Annotated in this window: 15 protein-coding genes; 8 read left to right on the plus strand and 7 right to left on the minus strand. The window is 71.9% G+C overall.

The window, feature by feature from the left end:
• Positions 1–13 precede the first annotated feature (13 nt).
• Both gudD and ACFQRI_RS19100 read left to right on the plus strand, forming a co-directional pair.
• A complete protein-coding gene (gudD, locus tag ACFQRI_RS19095) occupies positions 14–1,336 on the plus strand; it encodes a glucarate dehydratase (RefSeq protein WP_380670485.1) in 1,323 nt (440 codons plus the stop codon).
• Between the two features lie 268 nt (positions 1,337–1,604).
• The gene (locus tag ACFQRI_RS19100) at positions 1,605–3,068 is read left to right on the plus strand and encodes a GntP family permease (RefSeq protein WP_380670487.1); all 1,464 of its coding nucleotides are present in this window, start codon (positions 1,605–1,607) and stop codon (positions 3,066–3,068) included.
• Between the two features lie 265 nt (positions 3,069–3,333).
• Here the strand turns inward: ACFQRI_RS19100 and ACFQRI_RS19105 are convergent, their stop codons facing one another.
• The gene (locus ACFQRI_RS19105; RefSeq protein WP_380670489.1) at positions 3,334–4,362 is read right to left on the minus strand and encodes an NADH:ubiquinone reductase (Na(+)-transporting) subunit F; all 1,029 of its coding nucleotides are present in this window, start codon (positions 4,360–4,362) and stop codon (positions 3,334–3,336) included.
• Complete coding sequence (locus tag ACFQRI_RS19110) at positions 4,362–5,582, minus strand: cytochrome P450 (RefSeq protein WP_380670491.1); 1,221 nt, start codon at positions 5,580–5,582, stop codon at positions 4,362–4,364. The genes ACFQRI_RS19105 and ACFQRI_RS19110 overlap by 1 nt, the downstream gene beginning before the upstream one ends.
• Positions 5,583–5,905: 323 nt before the next feature.
• On the opposite strand from ACFQRI_RS19110, the gene ACFQRI_RS19115 reads away from it, so the two are divergent.
• Positions 5,906–6,862: an AraC family transcriptional regulator gene (locus tag ACFQRI_RS19115; RefSeq protein WP_380670493.1), complete on the plus strand. Its 957-nt coding sequence runs from the start codon at positions 5,906–5,908 to the stop codon at positions 6,860–6,862.
• Positions 6,863–6,923: 61 nt separating this feature from the next.
• On the opposite strand, the gene mftD is transcribed toward ACFQRI_RS19115, so the two are convergent.
• A complete protein-coding gene (gene mftD, locus ACFQRI_RS19120) occupies positions 6,924–8,087 on the minus strand; it encodes a pre-mycofactocin synthase MftD (protein ID WP_380670495.1) in 1,164 nt (387 codons plus the stop codon).
• A gap of 361 nt (positions 8,088–8,448) precedes the next feature.
• Here mftD and mdo point away from each other — a divergent pair, with 361 nt between their 5' ends.
• From mdo to mftM, 4 genes are all read left to right on the plus strand, one after another.
• Positions 8,449–9,741 carry an NDMA-dependent methanol dehydrogenase gene (gene mdo / locus ACFQRI_RS19125; protein WP_380670497.1) on the plus strand — a complete coding sequence of 431 codons (1,293 nt, stop codon included), beginning with the start codon at positions 8,449–8,451 and terminating at the stop codon, positions 9,739–9,741.
• 87 nt (positions 9,742–9,828) lie between these two features.
• On the plus strand, positions 9,829–11,016 hold the full coding sequence (locus tag ACFQRI_RS19130) for an AAA family ATPase (protein ID WP_380670499.1): 1,188 nt from the start codon (positions 9,829–9,831) through the stop codon (positions 11,014–11,016).
• A 19-nt stretch (positions 11,017–11,035) separates the two neighbouring features.
• On the plus strand, positions 11,036–12,553 hold the full coding sequence (locus ACFQRI_RS19135) for a VWA domain-containing protein (protein ID WP_380670501.1): 1,518 nt from the start codon (positions 11,036–11,038) through the stop codon (positions 12,551–12,553).
• Positions 12,550–13,446, plus strand: coding sequence for a mycofactocin oligosaccharide methyltransferase MftM (gene mftM, locus ACFQRI_RS19140; protein WP_380670503.1), 897 nt, complete (start codon positions 12,550–12,552; stop codon positions 13,444–13,446). The genes ACFQRI_RS19135 and mftM overlap by 4 nt, the downstream gene beginning before the upstream one ends.
• Positions 13,447–13,514: 68 nt before the next feature.
• On the opposite strand, the gene ACFQRI_RS19145 is transcribed toward mftM, so the two are convergent.
• On the minus strand, positions 13,515–14,012 hold the full coding sequence (locus ACFQRI_RS19145) for a MarR family winged helix-turn-helix transcriptional regulator (RefSeq protein ID WP_380670505.1): 498 nt from the start codon (positions 14,010–14,012) through the stop codon (positions 13,515–13,517).
• A 96-nt stretch (positions 14,013–14,108) separates the two neighbouring features.
• Here ACFQRI_RS19145 and ACFQRI_RS19150 point away from each other — a divergent pair, with 96 nt between their 5' ends.
• Positions 14,109–14,636, plus strand: coding sequence for a phenolic acid decarboxylase (locus tag ACFQRI_RS19150; RefSeq protein WP_380670507.1), 528 nt, complete (start codon positions 14,109–14,111; stop codon positions 14,634–14,636).
• Positions 14,637–14,669: 33 nt separating this feature from the next.
• Here the strand turns inward: ACFQRI_RS19150 and ACFQRI_RS19155 are convergent, their stop codons facing one another.
• Genes ACFQRI_RS19155 through ACFQRI_RS19165 form a run of 3 tightly spaced genes read right to left on the minus strand, consistent with a single transcriptional unit; the run spans position 14,670 to position 17,982 of the window.
• Entirely contained in the window at positions 14,670–15,344 is a 675-nt protein-coding gene (locus ACFQRI_RS19155; protein WP_380670707.1) for a MadR family response regulator transcription factor, read from the minus strand.
• Positions 15,345–15,349: 5 nt separating this feature from the next.
• Positions 15,350–16,708 carry a MadS family sensor histidine kinase gene (locus tag ACFQRI_RS19160; protein ID WP_380670509.1) on the minus strand — a complete coding sequence of 453 codons (1,359 nt, stop codon included), beginning with the start codon at positions 16,706–16,708 and terminating at the stop codon, positions 15,350–15,352.
• A gap of 11 nt (positions 16,709–16,719) precedes the next feature.
• Entirely contained in the window at positions 16,720–17,982 is a 1,263-nt protein-coding gene (locus ACFQRI_RS19165) for an iron-containing alcohol dehydrogenase (RefSeq protein ID WP_380670511.1), read from the minus strand.
• Between the last annotated feature and the right edge of the window lie 17 nt (positions 17,983–17,999).

Genomic DNA, 17,999 nt, shown 5'->3' on the forward strand with positions numbered 1-17,999 from the left:
CGAAGGAACGACCATGACTCCCGTGATCTCGGACATGCGCGTGATCCCCGTCGCCGGGCACGACGGCATGCTGCTCAACCTCAGCGGCGCGCACGCGCCGTTCTTCACCCGGAACCTGGTGGTGCTCACCGATTCCGAGGGCCGCACCGGCGTCGGCGAGGTCCCCGGCGGGGAACCGATCCGCAGCACCTTGGCGGAGGCCGCCGACCTGGTGGTCGGCGAGCCCGTGCCGCGGTTGCGGTCGGTGCTCCGCGAGGTGCACGCGCGCTTCGCCGAGCGCGACCGCGGTGGCCGCGGTGCGCAGACCTTCGACCTGCGCGTCACCGTGCACGCGGTGACCGCGATCGAATCGGCGATGCTGGACCTGCTGGGCAAGCACCTGGGCGTGCCGGTGGCCGAACTGCTCGGCGACGGCCAGCAGCGCGAGCAGGTGCCGGTCCTGGGCTACCTGTTCTTCGTCGGGGACCGCGGCAAGACCGACCTCCCCTACCGCGGCGAGCCGGGAGGCGACGACTGGCAGCGGTTGCGGCACGAGGAGGCGCTGACCCCGGAGGCCGTGGTGCGGCTGGCCGAGGCGGCCCGCGAGCGCTACGGCTTCCGCGACTTCAAGCTCAAGGGCGGCGTGCTGCGCGGCGCAGAGGAGGCCGCGGCGGTGACCGCGCTGGCCGAGCGCTTCCCGGACGCGCGCATCACCCTCGACCCCAACGGGGCGTGGGGGCTGTCGGAGGCCATCGAGATCGGGCGCGACCTGCGCGACGTGCTGGCCTACGCCGAGGACCCGTGCGGCGCCGAGGCCGGCTACTCGGGCCGGGAGACCATGGCGGAGTTCCGCCGCGCCACCGGTCTTCCGACCGCGACCAACATGATCGCCACCGACTGGCGCCAGCTCGGGCACGCGGTGCGCGCCGGCGCGGTGGACATCCCCCTGGCCGATCCGCACTTCTGGACGATGAGCGGCTCGGTGCGGGTCGCCCAGTTCTGCCACGACTGGGGCCTGACCTGGGGGTCGCACTCCAACAACCACTTCGACGTCTCGCTGGCCATGTTCACCCACGTCGCCGCCGCGGCGCCGGGCGAGATCACCGCGATCGACACGCACTGGATCTGGCAGGACGGCCAGCGGCTCTCCACCGATCCGCTGCGCATCCGCGACGGGCTGCTCGCGGTGCCCGACGCGCCGGGCCTGGGCGTCGAGCTCGACGAGGAGCGGGTGCAGGCCGCGCACCAGCTCTACCTGGAGCAGGGGCTCGGCGCCCGCGACGACGCGGTGGGCATGCAGTACCTCGTTCCCGGCTGGACCTTCGACCCGAAACGCCCCGCGCTGGTGCGCGACTGACCTGGAGATCGTTCAGGGATTGCTTTGCTTGGCGGTGCGGGTGGCAGAACCTCCAGCGGCTCCGTATCACCACGAAGCCGCTGGAGAACCTGCGGCGGTGCGGGCTGAGTCCCACACCTGGAACAGCGGCTCCGCCGCATTCCCAAACAGCCCCTAGCTCCGATCGAAAGACCCGCGGCCGCACCGGAACCCGGCCGCGAAAATCGCGACAGGCGAACGGGATCGACCCCGTCCGCCCGGCCCTGTGCACCCCGAACAGGAGGCAACGATGCCTACCAGATCGATGGACGTGTTGACCGCGACGCCGTTAGCGGCCGACGACGCACCGGCGATGGCGTGGAACCTGCCGCCGTGGGCGCTGCTGCTGCTCGTGGCGGGCGGCATCGCGCTGCTGCTGTTGCTGGTGATCAAGGCGAAGCTGCACGCCTTCGTCGCGCTGCTCGTGGTCAGCGTCGCTGTCGCGGTGGCGGCCGGCATCAGCCCGGCGGACATCCCCGGCCTGCTCGAGGACGGCATGGGCGAGACGATGGGCGAGATCGCCATCGTCGTCGCGCTCGGCGCCATGCTCGGCAGGTTGATCCAGGAGTCCGGTGCCGCCGAAGTGCTCTCCGAGCGGATGCTGACGGCCGTCGGGGAGAAGCGCGCCCCGCTCGCCGTGGGCATCACGGCGCTGATCTTCGGCATCCCGGTGTTCTTCGACGTCGGGTTCATCATCATGCTGCCGCTGATCTACTCGATCGCGCAGCGGTCGGGCCGTTCGGTGATCAGCATCGCGCTGCCCGCCGTCGGCGGTCTGGCGATCATGCACGCGGTGCTGCCGCCGCACCCCGGCCCGGTGGCCGCCGCGGGCCTGCTGGGTGCCAGCTTCGGCTGGGTGGCGATCATGGGCGTGATCTGCGGCCTGCCCGCGTGGTTCGTCGGCGCCTACCTCTTCGGCACCCGCATCGGCGATCGGATGGGCACCCCGGTGCCCACCCAGCTCGTCGGCGAGGCCGAGAGGCGGTCCGGGGAGCGCACCGGCGCGGGCGAGGGCGCAGGGGTGACCACCCAGGCGCCTCCCTCGCTGGGCGTGACGGTGTCGGTGATCGTGCTGCCGGTGCTGCTGATCATGCTCAACACCTTCGCCGAGCTCGTCGTCCCCGCAGGGGCGCTGCGCGAAGCCCTGCAGTTCATCGGCGCCCCGGTGATCGCGCTGACGGTGGCCACCCTGCTGTCGTTCTGGGTGCTCGGCCTGCGCGGCGGGTTCAGCATGGAGCGCATCGAGAAGGCCGCTTCGGCCTCGCTGGGCCCGGTGGCCCTGGTGCTGCTGGTGACCGGCGCGGGCGGGGTGTTCGGCGCGGTGCTGGAGCACAGCGGTGCCGGTGAAGCGCTGGCCGACCTGCTGGCGGGCACCTCGCTGCCGGTGGTGGTGCTGGCGTTCCTGATCGCCACCGCGCTGCGCGTGGCGCTGGGCTCCAAGACGGTGGCCATCGTGACCACGGCCCCGATCGTGGCCCCGCTGATCGAGCAGATGAGCCTGTCCCAACCCGAGATCGCGCTGGTGGTCGTCGCGGTCGCCGCGGGCGGCACGGTCCTCTCGCACGTCAACGACTCGGGCTTCTGGCTGTTCAACCGCTACATGGACCTCGACATCAAGGGCACGCTCAAGAGCTGGACCCTGATGGAGACGTTCATGGGCGGCGCCGCCTTCCTCATCGCCGCCGCCATCAGCGCAGCCCTCGCCCTGACCTGACCCCGCCCCGATGGTCCTACGCAGTTTGGCCGGAAACCTCGCCCCTCGAGGGGTGAGGTTTCCGGCCAAACTGCGTGGGCCGCGGCGCATCTGAGTCGCAACCCGCGATGGATCCGCGCCTGCGCGTCGAAAGCCGGGGGTCGTGCGCGGTCCCGACGAGTTCGCGCGGTTGTCGCGTTAGCCCGCGTGAGGCGGGCGGTGCGGCCGCGCGCAGTTCGGCCGGAAACCTCACCCCCTCTGGGAGTGAGGTTTCCGGCCGAACTGCTCATACCGCGGCCGTGTGGGAGGTGTCGAGGAACTCCTCGCGGTGGATCTTGCGGGGTGCCATCCGGCGGCGCTTGAGGGCCTTGACCCCGGCTTCGATCATCGCGGGCGGGCCGCAGAGGTAGGCGCTCAAGCCCCGGCAGGACGGGAAGTCCGCGAGCACCGCATCGGTGACCAGGCCGGTGGCACCGGTCCAGTCCTGCTCCGACAGGCAGGGGTGGTAGCTGAAGTTGGCGTGCTCGCGCTCCAGCTCGCGGAAGAGCTCCACGTCGTAGAGGTCCTGCTCGGTGCGCCCTCCGTGGTAGAGGTGCAGCTGCGGGGCCAGGTCGTGGGCGAGCGCGTGCACTGCGATCGACTTCAGCGGGGCCAGGCCCGTCCCGCCCGCGACGAGGATGGCGGGTTCCTCCTGCGCCACGGGCATTCCGAAGTCGCCCAGCGGCCCCTTGAGCTCGATGGTGCTGCCGACGCGCAGGTCCCGGAAGATCCAGCCGTCGGTGGCGACACCGCCGGGCGCGCGGCGGACGTGGAACTCCAGGCGCCGGGTCTCCGAGGGCGGGTTGGCCATCGAGTACTGCCGGGCCGCGCCCGAGCCCGGAACCAGGATCTCGGCGCACTGGCCCGGGTTGAACGCCATCGGCTCGTCGAGCTCGACCACCAGCCTGCGGATGTCGCGGGCGATGTCGTCGAGCACCACCACCCTGCCCCGGTGATCGCGCAGCGGGTGCCGGGGCACGCCGTCGTCGGGGTCGACCTGCTCGAGGGGCTCGAGCACCAGCGGGGAACGCGGCGCGGCCTGGCAACCCAGGGCGATCCCGGCGGCGCGCTCCTCGGGGGTGAGGGTGTACTCCGAGGAATCCCGGTGGTCGACCTCGCCCTCGACGACCTTCATCTTGCAGCTGCCGCAGGTCCCCTGGGTGCACGAGTGCGGCAGCCAGATGCCCTCGCGCAGGCAGGCCTCCAGGATCGACCCGTCGGCCGGGCACTCCGCGACGCGGTCCAGCGCGGCGATGCGGACTTCGTGCGCGGTCATCACACCTCCCACTTGGCGTGCAGTTCCAGCGGACCGCGGAAGCCCCAGCCCCAGAAGTCGACCTCGTGAGCGGTGTCGGGCTCCAGGTTGGGGATGGCCTCGAAGAGCTCCTCCAGCGCGATGCGCACCACCTCGGTGGCGAAGTAGGTGCCCGCGCAGGCGTGCTTGCCCGCGCCGAAGGCGAGGTTGGGCACCGGGGTGCGGTCCAGGTCGTAGGCCGCCGGCGAGGGGTAGTCGCCCTCGTCGTGGTTGGCGCTGCCGTAGCTCATCATCACCACCGAACCGGCCGGCAGGTGGATGCCGTCGATGGTCATGTCCTCGTGGTTGCGCCGCGCGACCGCCGACCAGATCGGCGAGGTCCAGCGCACCCCCTCGGTGATCGCCCTGCGCACCAACGACGGCTCGTCGATGACGCGCTCGAGCTGATCGGGCCGGGTGAACAGGCCGGCGATGGTGGAGGCCATCGCGTGCCCGGGCTCCTGCATGGCGCCGAGCAGGAAGACGAACACGTTCGGGTAGATCACCTCGCGGTCGCGCACCTGCCCCGGGGGCATGCCGTCGTGCAGCCAGTGCGACAGGGCGCTGTCGTCGGGCTGCTCGGTCCACCTGTCCAGCAGCGGGTCCACCACGGCGCGGATCTCGGCCTTCGCCTCGTCGCCGGGGGTGAAGCCCTCCGGGTTGGCCCAGTCGCCGTTCTCGTCCACCCCGGCGTTGGTGAACGACGCGCTGAGCTTGCGGAACCACGCGCGCAGCTTGTCCGAGCTCACCGACTGCAACCCCATCAGGTCGCCGAGGCTGCGCACGCTGACCGGCTCGCAGTACTGCGAGACCAGGTCGGCCTCGCCGTCGTTCTCGAACTCGGCGAGGTAGCGGCGGGCGATCGGTCGGGCCAGCCCGTCGACGTAGCGGTCCACCTCGCTGGGCTGCAGACCAGGGTCGACCATCGCGCGCAGGTCGTCGTGCGCGGCGCCGTTGGCGTCCAGCACCGCCGGGTCGCCGAAGGTGCGGCGCCCGGCCGGGGCGATGACGCCCTCGAAGTCGCTGTCGTCGGACCCGGCGATGCGGCGGCACATCTCCTTGGTCGAAGCCACCCAGCAGCCCAGGGCCGGGACGTAGGCCAGGGGCGCCTCGGCGCGCAGCCGCTCGTAGAACGGGTAGGGATCGCGCTCCAGCTCCTCCATGGTCACGTCGGCGATCCAGCTCGGCGTCGTAGTGGTCATCGCAGGTCTCCTCCACGGGTTTTCCGGCGCGCGGCGGCGCGGGATGAATTGCACGACTTCTCGATCGGGCGGAATTGATAAACCGGGTCGTTCGTTCGTCTCGAGAAACCCCGCGGCGGTTCCGGGATCGCCGTTCGCCGCTGTCACCTGGGACGACACCAGGGCGAGCGGTTCGGCGTCGAGCCTCCGAGCGCGGCGGCGGGACGAATTGCGCGACGAATTCGCCACCGCGGGCGCAGCAGCGCTTAACCAACGGGTGCGCGCGGGGTTTAATCCTTGCCAACCGAGAGCTCCGCAGGCCGCCGGCTCGACGAGGAGGCGACATGGCTAACGGAACGTCGGCGAACGTCGTCCGCCGGGCGACCACGCGCGACTGGGGCGAGGCGATCCGGGAGGTCACCGGCGCCTACTTCCCGCACGAGCTGCGCAGGCTGGCCCCGGCCGAACGGCTCGACCTGGCGATGCACACCGTCGACCTCGGCCCGGTCACGGTGGGCCGGATCGGCTGGGGCGCCGAGGTGGCCATCGACTGCGCCTACCCGGACGCCTACGAGGTCAACATGCCGCTGGCGGGCAGCCTGGAGTCCCGGCACGGCCGGGACGCGGTGGTCTCCGGCGAGGGAACCGGCACCATCTTCCGGCCGAACCGCACCACCCCGATCACCCGCTGGTCGGCCGAGTGCACCGTGGTCGGGGTGAAGTTCGACCGGGCGAGCCTGGAGCGCACCGCCGAGCGGGTGCTGGCCACCCCGGTCGCCGGTGGGCTCGACCTGCCCAGCCGGATCGACGGGAGCAGCGCGGCCACGCGCGGCTGGCTGCACTTCGTGCGCACCCTGTCGGCCGACCTGCAGGGCATCAGCGCGCTGCTGGGCAGCGAGGTGCTCACCGCGCAGCTGTCCAGCACGATCATGACGGGGTTCGTGCTGGCCATGCACCCGGAGCGAGAGTTCGCCGCGCCCGCGCGGCCGCGCATCGTCAGCCGCGTGCTCGACCGGATCCAGGCCGACCCGGCGCACCCGTGGACGGCTGCCGAGATGGCCGGGATCGCCGGGGTGAGCGTGCGGCGGTTGCAGGAGGGCTTCCGGGAGTACGTGGGCGCCACGCCCTCGGCGTGCCTGCGGGACCTGCGGCTGGCGCGCGCCCACGAGGACCTGCTGGCCGCCGAGGCCGCCACCGTGGCCGAGGTGGCCGCGCGGTGGGGTTTCACCAACACCGGGCGCTTCGCGGCCGCCTACCGAGCCAAGTACGGTCTCTCCCCCTCGGAGACGCTGCAGCGGTAGGGCGCGCTCGCGCGGGAGTCCCCCGCGCCGATGCGCGGGGGACTCCGGTGCGCGCAGGCGCTCAGCCGGCTGCGCGGGTGAAGCCCTCGGGGACGATGACGTCCTCCGGGCGGAGGTCGTGGACCGATGACCTGCCCAGGGCCAGCAGCCCGGAGTCGATGCCGCTGTGCAGGATGTCGAGCACGTTGCGGACCCCGGCCTGTCCCTCGGCCGCCAGGCCCCAGAGGTAGGCGCGGCCGATGAGCACTGCCTTGGCGCCCAGCGCGAGCGCCTTGACCACGTCGCTGCCGCGGCGGACGCCGCCGTCGAGCAGGATCTCGACGTCGTCTCCCACGGCCTCGGCGATCGCGGGCAGCAGCCGGATCGCGGCCGGTGTGGAGTCGAGGTTGTTGCCGCCGTGGTTGGACACCGAGATGGCGTCGGCACCGACCTCCACCGCGCGGCGCGCGTCGTCCGGGCGGGTGATGCCCTTGATCGCCATCGGCCCGTCCCAGCGCTCCCGCAGCCAGGCCAGGTCCTCCCAGGTGGGCGGCGGGGTGAACATCCACTCGCCGTAGGCGCCGAAGAACGTGGGCGGCTGCTCGCCGGGCGGGACCATGTTGGGGGTGGTCAGGTCCGGCAGGCCGTGCCGGAGGAAGCCGTAGAGCCATCGCGGGCGCAGCAGGCCCTGCGGGGCGAAGCCGAGCTTGGTGCGCAGGTCCATCTTCTCCGGGATCGGCGGGCTGCCCCAGTCGCGCCCGTGCGCGAAGCACCAGTCGAGGGTGAGGATCAGGCCCTTGGCCCCGGCCTTCTTGGCGCGCTCGGCGCGGGCCAGCACCCGTTCGCGGTCTCCCACCCAGTAGAGCTGGAAGAAGGTCTGCTCGTTGACCTCGACGACGTCCTCGATCGAGCGGCTGGCGAACGACGACAGACCCATCGCCACCCCGGCCTCGGCGGCGGCCCGCGCGACCGCGACCTCGCCCTCGGGGTGCACGGCCTGCACCCCGGTCGGGGAGATCAGCACCGGTGAGGCCACCTCCTGGCCCATGACCTCGGTGCGCTGGTCCCGCTCGGCGGGCAGGTTCGCGATGTGCGGGGCGAAGCCGATCTCGCCGAAGGCGGCGATGTTGTCCTGCAAGGTGGTGCCGCGCTCGCTGCCGGCCACCAGCGCCTTGTAGACGGACTTGGGCAGGCGCTTGCGGGCGCGGCGGTGCGCCTCGGCGACCGTTTCGAACCACTGCGACATTGGCGGTTCTCCGTTCGTCTTCTCGGGGCCCGTGGCGGCTCGGGAGGGGCGAGCGCGCGGCGCCCGGGTCTTGCGGACAGAGGCTCACACGCTAGGCCCCGCCGCGCCCGACCGAAGCCCTGCGACCAGGCCCACCCGACCTGTCCGTTCGAACGGGCGTGGCAACCGACCCGTCCGATCGGTCAGGTCGGCCCCTCCCCGATCGTCTCGAACCGGCTGCCGGATGAGTCGGTCTTGGTTCGCAGCTGTTCTCGCAGGTGGGTGCGCCGCCGTACGTTTCGGCCGACCGGGTCGACAGCCGGCGCCACCGGCGCACCGGCGGAGACCGACGTGCAACGCCGCGCGTGGAAAGGACAGCCCCATGCAGGTCGACGAGCTGCTCAAGCCGTTCCCCATCAAGGAGTTCCACCCGTTCCCCCGCGCCCTGATGGGGCCGGGTGCGCACGAGATGATCGGGCCGGAGGCCCTGAACCTCGGCTTCACCAAGACGCTGGTGATGACCTCGGGCCTGCGCGGTACCGACATCGTGCACAAGATCGTGGAGTCGATGCGCTACCACGGCCTGGAAGTGGTCGTCTACGACCAGGTCGAGTCCAACCCCAAGGACTACAACGTCATGGACGCCGTGACGATGTACCAGGACAACGCCTGCGACTCGTTCGTGTCGATCGGCGGCGGCTCCTCGCACGACGCGTGCAAGGGCGCGCGCATCGCGGTGGCCCACGACGGCCGCAACGTCAACGAGTTCGAGGGCTTCAACAAGTCGGAGAACCCGAAGAACCCGCCGCACATCGCCGTGTCGACCACGGCGGGCACCGGCTCGGAGACCTCCTGGGCCTACGTCATCACCGACACCACCACCGACCCGGACAACCCGCACAAGTACGTCGCCTTCGACGACAACTCGGTGACCACGCTGGCCATCGACGACCCGGTGCTGTACTACGACTGCCCGGTCGACTACACCGCGCAGTGCGGTTTCGACGTGCTCGCGCACGCCTCCGAGCCCTACGTCTCGCGGCTGAACTTCCAGCCGTCGCTGGGCAACGCGCTGCACGCGGTCAAGCTGACCGCGCAGAACCTCCGGCAGGCGGTGTGGAACGGCCAGGACCTGGCCGGCCGCGAGGGCATGATGTACGCGCAGTACATCGCCGCGCAGGCGTTCAACTCCGGTGGCCTGGGCATCATCCACTCGATCTCGCACGCGGTGAGCGCCTTCTACGACACCCACCACGGGCTGAACAACGCGATCGCGCTGCCGCGCGTGTGGGCCTTCAACATGCCGGTGGCCTACAAGCGCTTCGCCGACATGGCCGAAGCGATGGGCGTCGACACCCACGGCATGACCGACGTGCAGGCCGCCGACGCCGCGCTGGACGCCGCGATCCGGCTGCTGCGCGACGTGGGCATCCCGGAGCGCTTCGTCGACGTCGGCCCGGACAGCTACTCGAAGAACCGGCTGGGGCAGGGCCCGACCGAGTTCTACCAGCGCGCCAAGACGATCTCCGGCGACGCCGCCGACGTCGACCGGATCACCAACCACGTCCTGGGCGACGCCTGCACCCCCGGCAACGCCAAGGAGTGCACCTTCGACACCGTCCGGCCGGTCGTGGAGCACTGCATGACCGGTGATCTCGACGATCTGACCAGCTGATCCTCCGAACGGCCGTGGCGTCGCGCAACCGGTCCACCGCGGCGCCACGGCTTCCCACTCCCGCAACGGCATCGGTGGAGGTGCGCAGTGCCCGAGGACATCGACAACCCCCAGCCCGGCGAGAAGCCCTTCGGTTCGGTGGAGGAGGTCAGCAGCGGTTTCGCCGAGCACGGCTACATCACCGACAACCGGCTGGCCACCACCGTCTACTTGCAGTCCAGGTTGGACAAACCGCTGCTGCTGGAAGGCCCGGCGGGGGTGGGCAAGACCGAGCTGGCCACCACGCTGGCGGCGGTCACCGGTCGGAAGCTGCTGCGGCTGCAGTGCTACGAGGGCCAGGACGAGAGCAAGGCGCTCTACGAGTGGGACTACGGCAAGCAGCTGCTCTACACCCAGATGCTGCGGGACAAGATCAGCGAGATCATCGCCGACGCCCCGGACCTGACCTCGGCGATCGACCGGATCAGCGCGCAGGACAGCGTGTTCTTCTCCGACCGGTTCTTGGCCGCCCGCCCGCTGCTGGAGGCCATCCGCGGCGAGGAGCCCGCGGTGCTGCTGGTCGACGAGGTCGACCGCGCCGACGAGGCGCTGGAGGCGGTGCTGCTGGAGTGCCTGGCCGAGTTCCAGGTCTCGGTGCCCGAGATCGGCACCTACACCGCCTCCACCGCGCCGTACGTCGTGCTGACCTCCAACAACACCCGGGACCTCTCGGCGGCGCTCAAGCGGCGCTGCCTGCACCTGTTCCTGGACTACCCGGACCACGAGCGAGAGCTGGAGATCGTGCGCTCCAAGCGCACCGGCCTGCCGGAGAACCTGGCCGACCAGCTGGTGGGCGTCGTGCGGCAGCTGCGCGAGCTCAAGCTGCGCAAGGCCCCGAGCATCTCGGAGACCATCGACTGGGCGCGCACGCTGGCGGTGCTGGGTGCCGACGAGCTCAACGCCGCGGTGCTGTCGGACACGGTCAACGTGGTGGTCAAGTACGAGCGGGACCTGCAGCAGGCGATGAGCGTGATCGGCGAGCTCGACGACCCGAACCGCGTGGTCCCCGAGCAGCTGCCCTCCCGGGGCCACGGGCACGGCCACGGTCACGGGCACTCCCACGACCACGAGCACGAGCACGACGACGGGCGCGAGGTGCGAGCGGCCAAGGACCGGCCGGGCAGGCACGACGAGGGCTACTACGGCTCCCCCGGCTCCGGCCCGAGCACGCCGCCGCAGCGCACCGGCGGGCAGGGACACCGCTCGTTCGGCGCCGCGACCCGGCGCCGCTCGTAGTCCGCCGCGGGAGGCCGGCATGGAATCCGCCCTGCACCGGTTCGTCCGGTTGCTTCGCCTGTTCGGCATGCGCATCTCGGTGTCCGAGGCCACCGACGCGATGCGCTGCGCCGCCCAGCCCGGGATGCTCGACGACCGCGAGTCGCTGCGCGCCGCGCTCAAGGTCGCGATGGTCAAGGACCGCCGGGACGAGGAGATCTTCGACGAGGTCTACGACGCGTTCTTCGCCCTGCGCCCGGTGGTCGCCGAGGACGACCGGCACGGGCACGGCCACGAGCACGACGACCTCTCCGACACCGGGGAGCTGCAGTCGATGACGGTGTCCGAGGAACCCGCCGAGACCCCGCAGAAGGGGCACAACCACGACGAGCCGGTGGACATCCGGGACTACTTCGACCCCGAGGACCTCGCGCAGCAGTACAACCTGCACCAGGAGAGCAACAAGGTCGACCTGGCGTCGATGACCGAGGAGATGGTGTTCTCCAAGGAGAACAGCGCTGGCGCGAACGCGGTGCCCTCGGTGCAGGTGGAGACCGAGCACCTGCACAACGCGGGCAGCCCCGGCTCGCTGGCCGAGCACACCGGCACGCGCATCGACACCCGGCTGAGCATCGCCGAGGAGCGCACCCTGCTGGACTGGCTGGCCGACGAGGACGACGCCGGCGAGGAGGTCGCGGGCGGGCGACCGGTGGGCTTCCTGGAGAACCTGCCGGAACTGCTCCAGCAGCACCTGGCCAAGCTCGCCGAGCTGGAGAGCACCGCCAAGGAGACCCGCGAGGTCACCTCGGGCAGGCTGGACCGCGTCGACGAGGCCGAGCGCCAGCAGCTGGAGGAATCGCTGCGCAGGATCGTGCACAGCCTGCGGGGCGCGCCGACCAGCAGGCGGCGCAACACCCCGCGCGGACGGGTGCACCCGGCGCGCACGATGCGCCGCAACATGCGCTACGACGGGGTGCCCTTCCGGCCGGTGACGGTGCGCCGCGCCGAGGACAAGCCGCGGCTGGTGGTGCTGGCGGACGTGTCGCTGTCGGTGCGCTCGACCGCGCGGTTCACCCTGCACCTGGTGCACGGGTTGCAGGCGCTGTTCGCGCAGGTGCGCACCTTCGCGTTCGTCGACGACCCGGTGGAGATCACCGAGCTGTTCGCCGAGCACCCGCTGGAGCGGGCGCTGGGGCTGGTCTTCGACGGCCTGCCGCAGGGCGGCGTCCTCGACGTGGACGGCAACTCCGATTACGGCACGACCTTCGCCGGGTTCCTCGACGCCTACGGCAACGCGCTCAACCGCCGCACCACGGTGCTGGTCCTCGGCGACGGGCGCGGGAACGGCAACGACCCGAACGTGGAGGCGTTCGGCGAGATCGCCAGGCGCGCGCGGGAAACCATCTGGCTGACGCCCGAACCCAGGTACTCCTGGCGGCTCGGCCGCTGCGACCTGCCCGACTACGCCGAGCACTGCGACCGGGTGCGGGTGGTGCGCGACCTGTCCGGGCTGGCGCGGGCGGCCGAGACCATCGCGACCGGGGTGACCGGGCGGTGAGCGCGGCCGAGCGCGCGGCGCGGCACATCGACCCGCTGTCCCCGGACGGCCCGGACCAGCCGGTTTCGGTGGCCCGGCACGGCACCACCTGCACCGGGCGCGCCACCCGCACCCGCAACTTCTGCCTGCACCGGCGCGACCACCGGGTGGAGGTCACCCACTGGCTGGCGCCGGAGCAGCTGGACAACAACCTGTCCGGCCTGCTCGCCGACGAGCTGTTCGCGCCGGGCTGGCTCAGCGGGATCGAGGTATTCGAACGGGTCTTCACCGGGGTGGTGCAGTCGGTGCTCGACGACCCGCTGCGCGCGTGGACGCTGTTCTACGACAACACCCTCGAACGCATCCGGGAGTGCTGGGCGCGCCCGGCCGACGGCGCCCCGCACTCCTCGATCGCCGACTTCGCCCCGGTCTACCGGCGGGCTATGCGGCTCGCCCCGCCCGGCCGGGTGCTCGACCTGGGCTCGTGCTTCGGGTTCCTGCCGCTGCTGTTCGCCGAGCGGGGCCGGTACGAGATCATCGCCTCGGACCTGGCCCCGGGCAGCATGCGCCTGCTGGAGACCGTCGCGGGCGCGCGCGGCCACCGGATGCGGACCCTGGTCTGCGACGCCGCGCAGGTGCCGCTGCCCGACGACGCCGTCGACACGGTCACCGCGATGCACCTGCTGGAGCACCTGGAGCCGGCGCGCGGCGAAGCGGTCGTGGCCGAGGCCCTGCGCCTGGCCCGCGACCGGGTGCTCATCGCGGTCCCCTTCGAGGACGAGCCGACCTCGGCCTTCGGCCACGTCCGCACCTTCACCTCGCACGACCTCGCCGACCTCGGCGCCCGCACCGGCCTCCCCCACCGGGTCACCGAACACCACGGCGGCTGGCTGGAGATCCGCACCGGGCGCTGATCACCCGTCGCCGCTCGCCACGTCCGCGCGGGGCGTCGCGCGGGGGAGTTCGCTCCCGCTAGGGCTTTTCAGGAACGCCCGCTGAGGTTCGGCTGCTCGCAACGCCGAGCGGAGCAGCGCAGAACCTGGCTCCGGCGGCCGTCGAGGTCTTCTGCCAGGTGTGCCAGCACCGGGATGGCGGCCGCCAGGGCCTCGCGCTCGTCGGGTGGTAGGCGGGCGATGGCCTCGGCCAGCGCCGCGGTGCTGGTGCGGTCGTAGCGGTCGAGGAAGTCCAGGGCGGTTTCCGTCGGGGCGAGGCGCACCGCGCGGAAGTCCTCCGGGGAGCGCTCGCGGCGGACCAGGTCCGCCGTTCCCATCGCCCTGACCAGGTTGCTGACCGTCGAGTTCGCCACGCCCATCCGGCGGGCGGCCTCGCCGGGGCCGAGCGGGCCGGCGGTGGCGAGGGTGCGCAGCAGTTCGATCTGCGCCTCGGGCAGATCGGGCAGACCTTCGGCCCCGCGCGTGGCCCGCAGCACGGATCGGCGCAGGGGTCCGAGCAGTCGGCTGAGCTCGGCCGCGGTGTCCATGACTCACATCATAGCCGATTCATTTTTGCCTCAAAATAATTTTGTGGCAAACTTGAATATGCAAGGAACGACCCGACCCGACGAGGACTGATCGCCATGGCCACGCCGACCACCCCTTCCGAACCCGTTCCCGCGCAGGACCTCTCCGGGCTGGTCGGCCACCGGTTCATCTACACCTACGCCAACGGCTGGCAGTACGAGATGTACGTCAAGAACGAGCGCACGATCGACTACCGGATCCACACCGGCCACGTCGGCGGGCGCTGGGTCAAGGACCAGGAGGTCGACCTGGTGCGGCTGACCGAGGGCGTCTACAAGGTCTCCTGGACCGAGCCGACCGGCACCTCGGTGGCGGTCAACGTGATCCCCGCCGAGCGCCTGCTGCACGGCGTGATCTTCTTCCCGGACTGGATCCGCACCCACGGCGAGCGCACCGTGCTGCACCAGAACGACCACCTCGACGAGATGCGCGCCTACCGCGACGCCGGCCCGACCTACCCGATCTACGTGGTCCCGGAGTTCGCCAGGATCACCCTGTTCGAGCACGTCGGCGAGAACGACGAGGACGTCATCTCGGTGGCCCCGGCCGACCTGCCCGAGGGCTGGGCGGACCGCACGAACTAGGCGCCGCGGGCTTCTCCCGGATTCGCGCCGCGCCTAGATGAGGCGCAGCTTGCTGGCCTCGTAGACCGCCTCGGCCCGGCTGGCCGCGCCGAGCTTGCGCATGATGTTGCGGACGTGGAACTTCACGGTGGTCTCCGAGATGAACAGCTCGCCGCCGATCTCCCGGTTGCTCAACCCGTGCGCCAGCTGGCGCAGCACGTTGAGCTCGCGCTCGGTGAGCCCGGGTTCGGCGCTGGGCGCGTTCATCGACTGCACCATCGCCGCCGCCGAGCGCGAGTCGAACGAGCTCTCCCGGCGCGCCACCGCGCGGATCGAGCGCACCAGCTCGGTGGTGTCGACGTCCTTGACCACGTAACCGCGGGCGCCGCGGTGGATCGCGTCGACCACCAGCCCGCCGTCGAGGAACGTGGTCAGCACCAGCACGCCCAGCTCCGGGTACCGCTCGGTGAGCTGCCCGCACAGCCGCAGCCCCTCGGTGTTGTCGCCGGTGGAGAGCTTGAGGTCGAGCAGCACGATGTGCGGCTCGGCGCTCTCGACGACGGTCAGCGCCTCGGCGGCCGTCGCGGCCTCGCCCACCACCTCCAGGTCGCCCTCCCGCTCGAGCACCGAGCGCAGGCCGTGCCGGACGATCGCGTGGTCGTCGACGAGCACGATGCGCACCCGCGTCGCGGTCTCCGGCGCGGATTCCGCAGGGCTCCGCCGGTCCATGCTGGTCACGACTCCTCCCGCCGCACGTCGAGCGGGACGCGCAGCTGCAGCGCGACCCCGCCGATGCGCGCCTTGCGAATGCTCAGCGTGCCGCCGAGCTCGCGGGCCCTGGCGTTCATGTTCACCAGACCGCGGTGCCGGCCAGCCAGGTCGGCGGCCTCCGAGAGGCGCAGCGACCGGCGCAGCTGCGCGGGATCGCCGGTGCCGTTGTCCGAGACCGTCAGCCGCAGCTCGTCCGGCCGGTAGGCCAGGTGCACCACGGCGCGGCTCGCCTCGGCGTGCGCGACGATGTTGAACAGCGCCTCCCCGGTGAGCCGCAGGATCGAGCTCTCGTCCTCCGGCGGCAGCGGCGCCGGAGCCCCCTCCACCCGGACCTTGACCTTCAGCTCGCCCGACAGGTGCACCGTGGACAGCTGCTTGAGCAGCACCGGCAGCGAACCCGGCGGTTCCTCGGCGCCGTGGTGCAGCGCGTAGATCGCCGCGCGCAACCGGCCGACGGCCTCCTGGGTCATGCCCTTGGCCGGGGCGAGCCGCTCGGCCACCGCCGCGGGCCCGGGACCCATCTCGGCGAGCTCGGCGCGGCAGACCTCCACGGTCATCCCGGCGCTGAGCACGTACTGGGTGACGGTGTCGTGCAGCTCGCGGGCGATGCGGTGCCGCTCGTCGTCGAGCGCCTGGCGCTGCATCGCCTCGACGAGCCGCCGCTGGGCCTCCTGCAGCTCGGCGTTGCGGGCGGCCAGGTCGCGGGCCTGCTGCGCGGCCGCCTCGGAGAGCTGCTCGGTGCGCCCGCGCAGCTGGGCGGCGGCGTGGAACAGGAACGAGTTGTGCACCGCGACGGCCGCCTGGTTGGCCAGCACCCGCAGGATCGCCAGATCGGTGTCGGCGACCGCGACCCCGCCACCGGGCCAGCCCACGATGCCGCCGACCGGTTCGCCGTCGAGCGTCATCGGCGCCCGCACCCAGCCGGGCCCGCCGGGCTCCAGCTCGACCTCCCACGGGCGGGAGCGCACCGCGTCCAGCTGCTCGCGCACCTCGGGATCGAGCCCGGCCTCGTGGTCGACGAGCTCGCCCCCGCACAGCAGCAGGAACCGCGGGCGGGCGGCGCGCAGCGCCCCGTCGGCGATGGCCAGCAGCAACCGGTCGGCCTGCAGGTGCTCGGCCGCGGCGCGGACCACCGCCTCCACCAGCGTCCGAGGCCCCTCGACGGTGCGCACCAGCGCGCCGGAGATGCGGTCCAGCGCGCGCACCGCGTACTCCAGGCGCTCGGCCGAGCGCACGTACTCCGGGTAGAAGGAGCGCTTGCCGGAGCGCAGACCGGTCAGCACGCCCAGGTCGGTCTGCTCGCCGGGGTCCTGCGCGGACATGAGGTGCTCGCTCACAGCGCGGCCCGGAACAGCCGGGAGATGTCGGCCGCCGTGGCCTCGCGCGGGTTGGTGGTCAGGCAGGCGTCCTTGAGCGTGTTGCGGGTCAGCACCGGTACGTCCACGTCGGACACGCCCAGCGAGCGCAAGGACTTGGGCACGCCCACCACGTCGGCGAGCTCGCGCACCCGGTCGGCCAGCTGCAAGGCGGCCTCCTCGGCCGAGAGCGCGGCGGTGTCCACCCCGACCGCCTCGGCCAGCGGGACGTAGCGCGCGGCGTCGGTCTCGGCGTTGAACCGGATGACGTGCGGCAGCAGCACCCCGTTGATCACCCCGTGCGGGGCGTCCAGCAGACCGCCGACCTGGTGGCTCATCGCGTGGGTGGCGCCGAGGATGGCGTTGGTGAAGGCCATCCCCGCCTCCAGGGCGCCCTGGGCCATCGCCACCCGGGGCGCGGCCTCGGTGGGGCGGAACAGGGTGCGCGCCAGGTTTCCGCTGATCAGCCCCGCGGCGTGCAGCGAGTGCTGGTCGGTGAGCGTGCTGCGGGCCCTCGAGACGTAGGACTCGATGGCGTGGGTGAGCGCGTCCAGCCCGGTGGCGGCGTTGAGCCAGTCCGGCATGGTGATCAGCAACCGCGGGTCGACCACCGAGATCTCGGGGACCAGGGTGCGGCTGAGGATGGTGATCTTGGTCGCTGCCGCGGTGTCGGTGACGATGGCGAACTGGGAGACGTCGGCTCCGGTGCCCGAGGTCGACGGGGCCATGACCAGCGGCGGGATCGGGTGCACCACCTGGTCGACGCCCTCGTAGTCCAGGATCCGACCGCCGTTGCCGGACAGGATCGCCACGCCCTTGGCCGCGTCGATCACCGAACCGCCGCCGACCCCGATGATCACGTCCGCGCCGGAGTCGGCGTAGCGCCGATGAGCGGCCTCGATCTCGTGATCCTTCGGGTTGGGCGTGACCTGGTCCCACACCACCGCCGCGAGCCCCACGTCCTGCAGGTGCCCCTCGGCCTCGCGCACCCAGCGCGCCTCGGTCAGCCCGCCGTCGGTGACCAGGAACGGCCGCCGGGCGCCCAACCGCCGCGCGCAGTGCCCCAGCTCGGCCAGCGCACCGGGCCCGAAGACGACCTCCGGCACGTGGAACTTCGCCAGGTCGCCGCAACCACCCGAGTGGCCACCGCGCACCGCCTGCGGCCCGAGCAGCTCGGGCTCGGTCACGGTGCTGATCGGGTTGTCGTCGCGCGGGCGAGGCACCTGGCTTCGCACGGTCATGGGCATCCTCCAAGCAC

The sequence above is a fragment of the Saccharopolyspora griseoalba genome (assembly GCF_042665275.1).
GTDB lineage: Bacteria > Actinomycetota > Actinomycetes > Mycobacteriales > Pseudonocardiaceae > Saccharopolyspora > Saccharopolyspora griseoalba.

Excerpts from the sequence above, each read along its gene's own strand:
- ACFQRI_RS19115 (WP_380670493.1), top strand. The coding sequence starts at position 5,906 with ATGGCTAACGGAACGTCGGCGAACGTCGTCCGCCGGGCGACCACGCGC.
- ACFQRI_RS19155 (WP_380670707.1), bottom strand. The coding sequence starts at position 15,344 with ATGGACCGGCGGAGCCCTGCGGAATCCGCGCCGGAGACCGCGACGCGG.
- ACFQRI_RS19150 (WP_380670507.1), top strand. The coding sequence starts at position 14,109 with ATGGCCACGCCGACCACCCCTTCCGAACCCGTTCCCGCGCAGGACCTC.
- ACFQRI_RS19105 (WP_380670489.1), bottom strand. The coding sequence starts at position 4,362 with ATGACCGCGCACGAAGTCCGCATCGCCGCGCTGGACCGCGTCGCGGAG.
- ACFQRI_RS19145 (WP_380670505.1), bottom strand. The coding sequence starts at position 14,012 with ATGGACACCGCGGCCGAGCTCAGCCGACTGCTCGGACCCCTGCGCCGA.
- gudD (WP_380670485.1), top strand. The coding sequence starts at position 14 with ATGACTCCCGTGATCTCGGACATGCGCGTGATCCCCGTCGCCGGGCAC.
- ACFQRI_RS19135 (WP_380670501.1), top strand. The coding sequence starts at position 11,036 with ATGGAATCCGCCCTGCACCGGTTCGTCCGGTTGCTTCGCCTGTTCGGC.
- mftD (WP_380670495.1), bottom strand. The coding sequence starts at position 8,087 with ATGTCGCAGTGGTTCGAAACGGTCGCCGAGGCGCACCGCCGCGCCCGC.
- mdo (WP_380670497.1), top strand. The coding sequence starts at position 8,449 with ATGCAGGTCGACGAGCTGCTCAAGCCGTTCCCCATCAAGGAGTTCCAC.
- ACFQRI_RS19100 (WP_380670487.1), top strand. The coding sequence starts at position 1,605 with ATGCCTACCAGATCGATGGACGTGTTGACCGCGACGCCGTTAGCGGCC.
- ACFQRI_RS19160 (WP_380670509.1), bottom strand. The coding sequence starts at position 16,708 with ATGTCCGCGCAGGACCCCGGCGAGCAGACCGACCTGGGCGTGCTGACC.
- ACFQRI_RS19165 (WP_380670511.1), bottom strand. The coding sequence starts at position 17,982 with ATGACCGTGCGAAGCCAGGTGCCTCGCCCGCGCGACGACAACCCGATC.
- ACFQRI_RS19110 (WP_380670491.1), bottom strand. The coding sequence starts at position 5,582 with ATGACCACTACGACGCCGAGCTGGATCGCCGACGTGACCATGGAGGAG.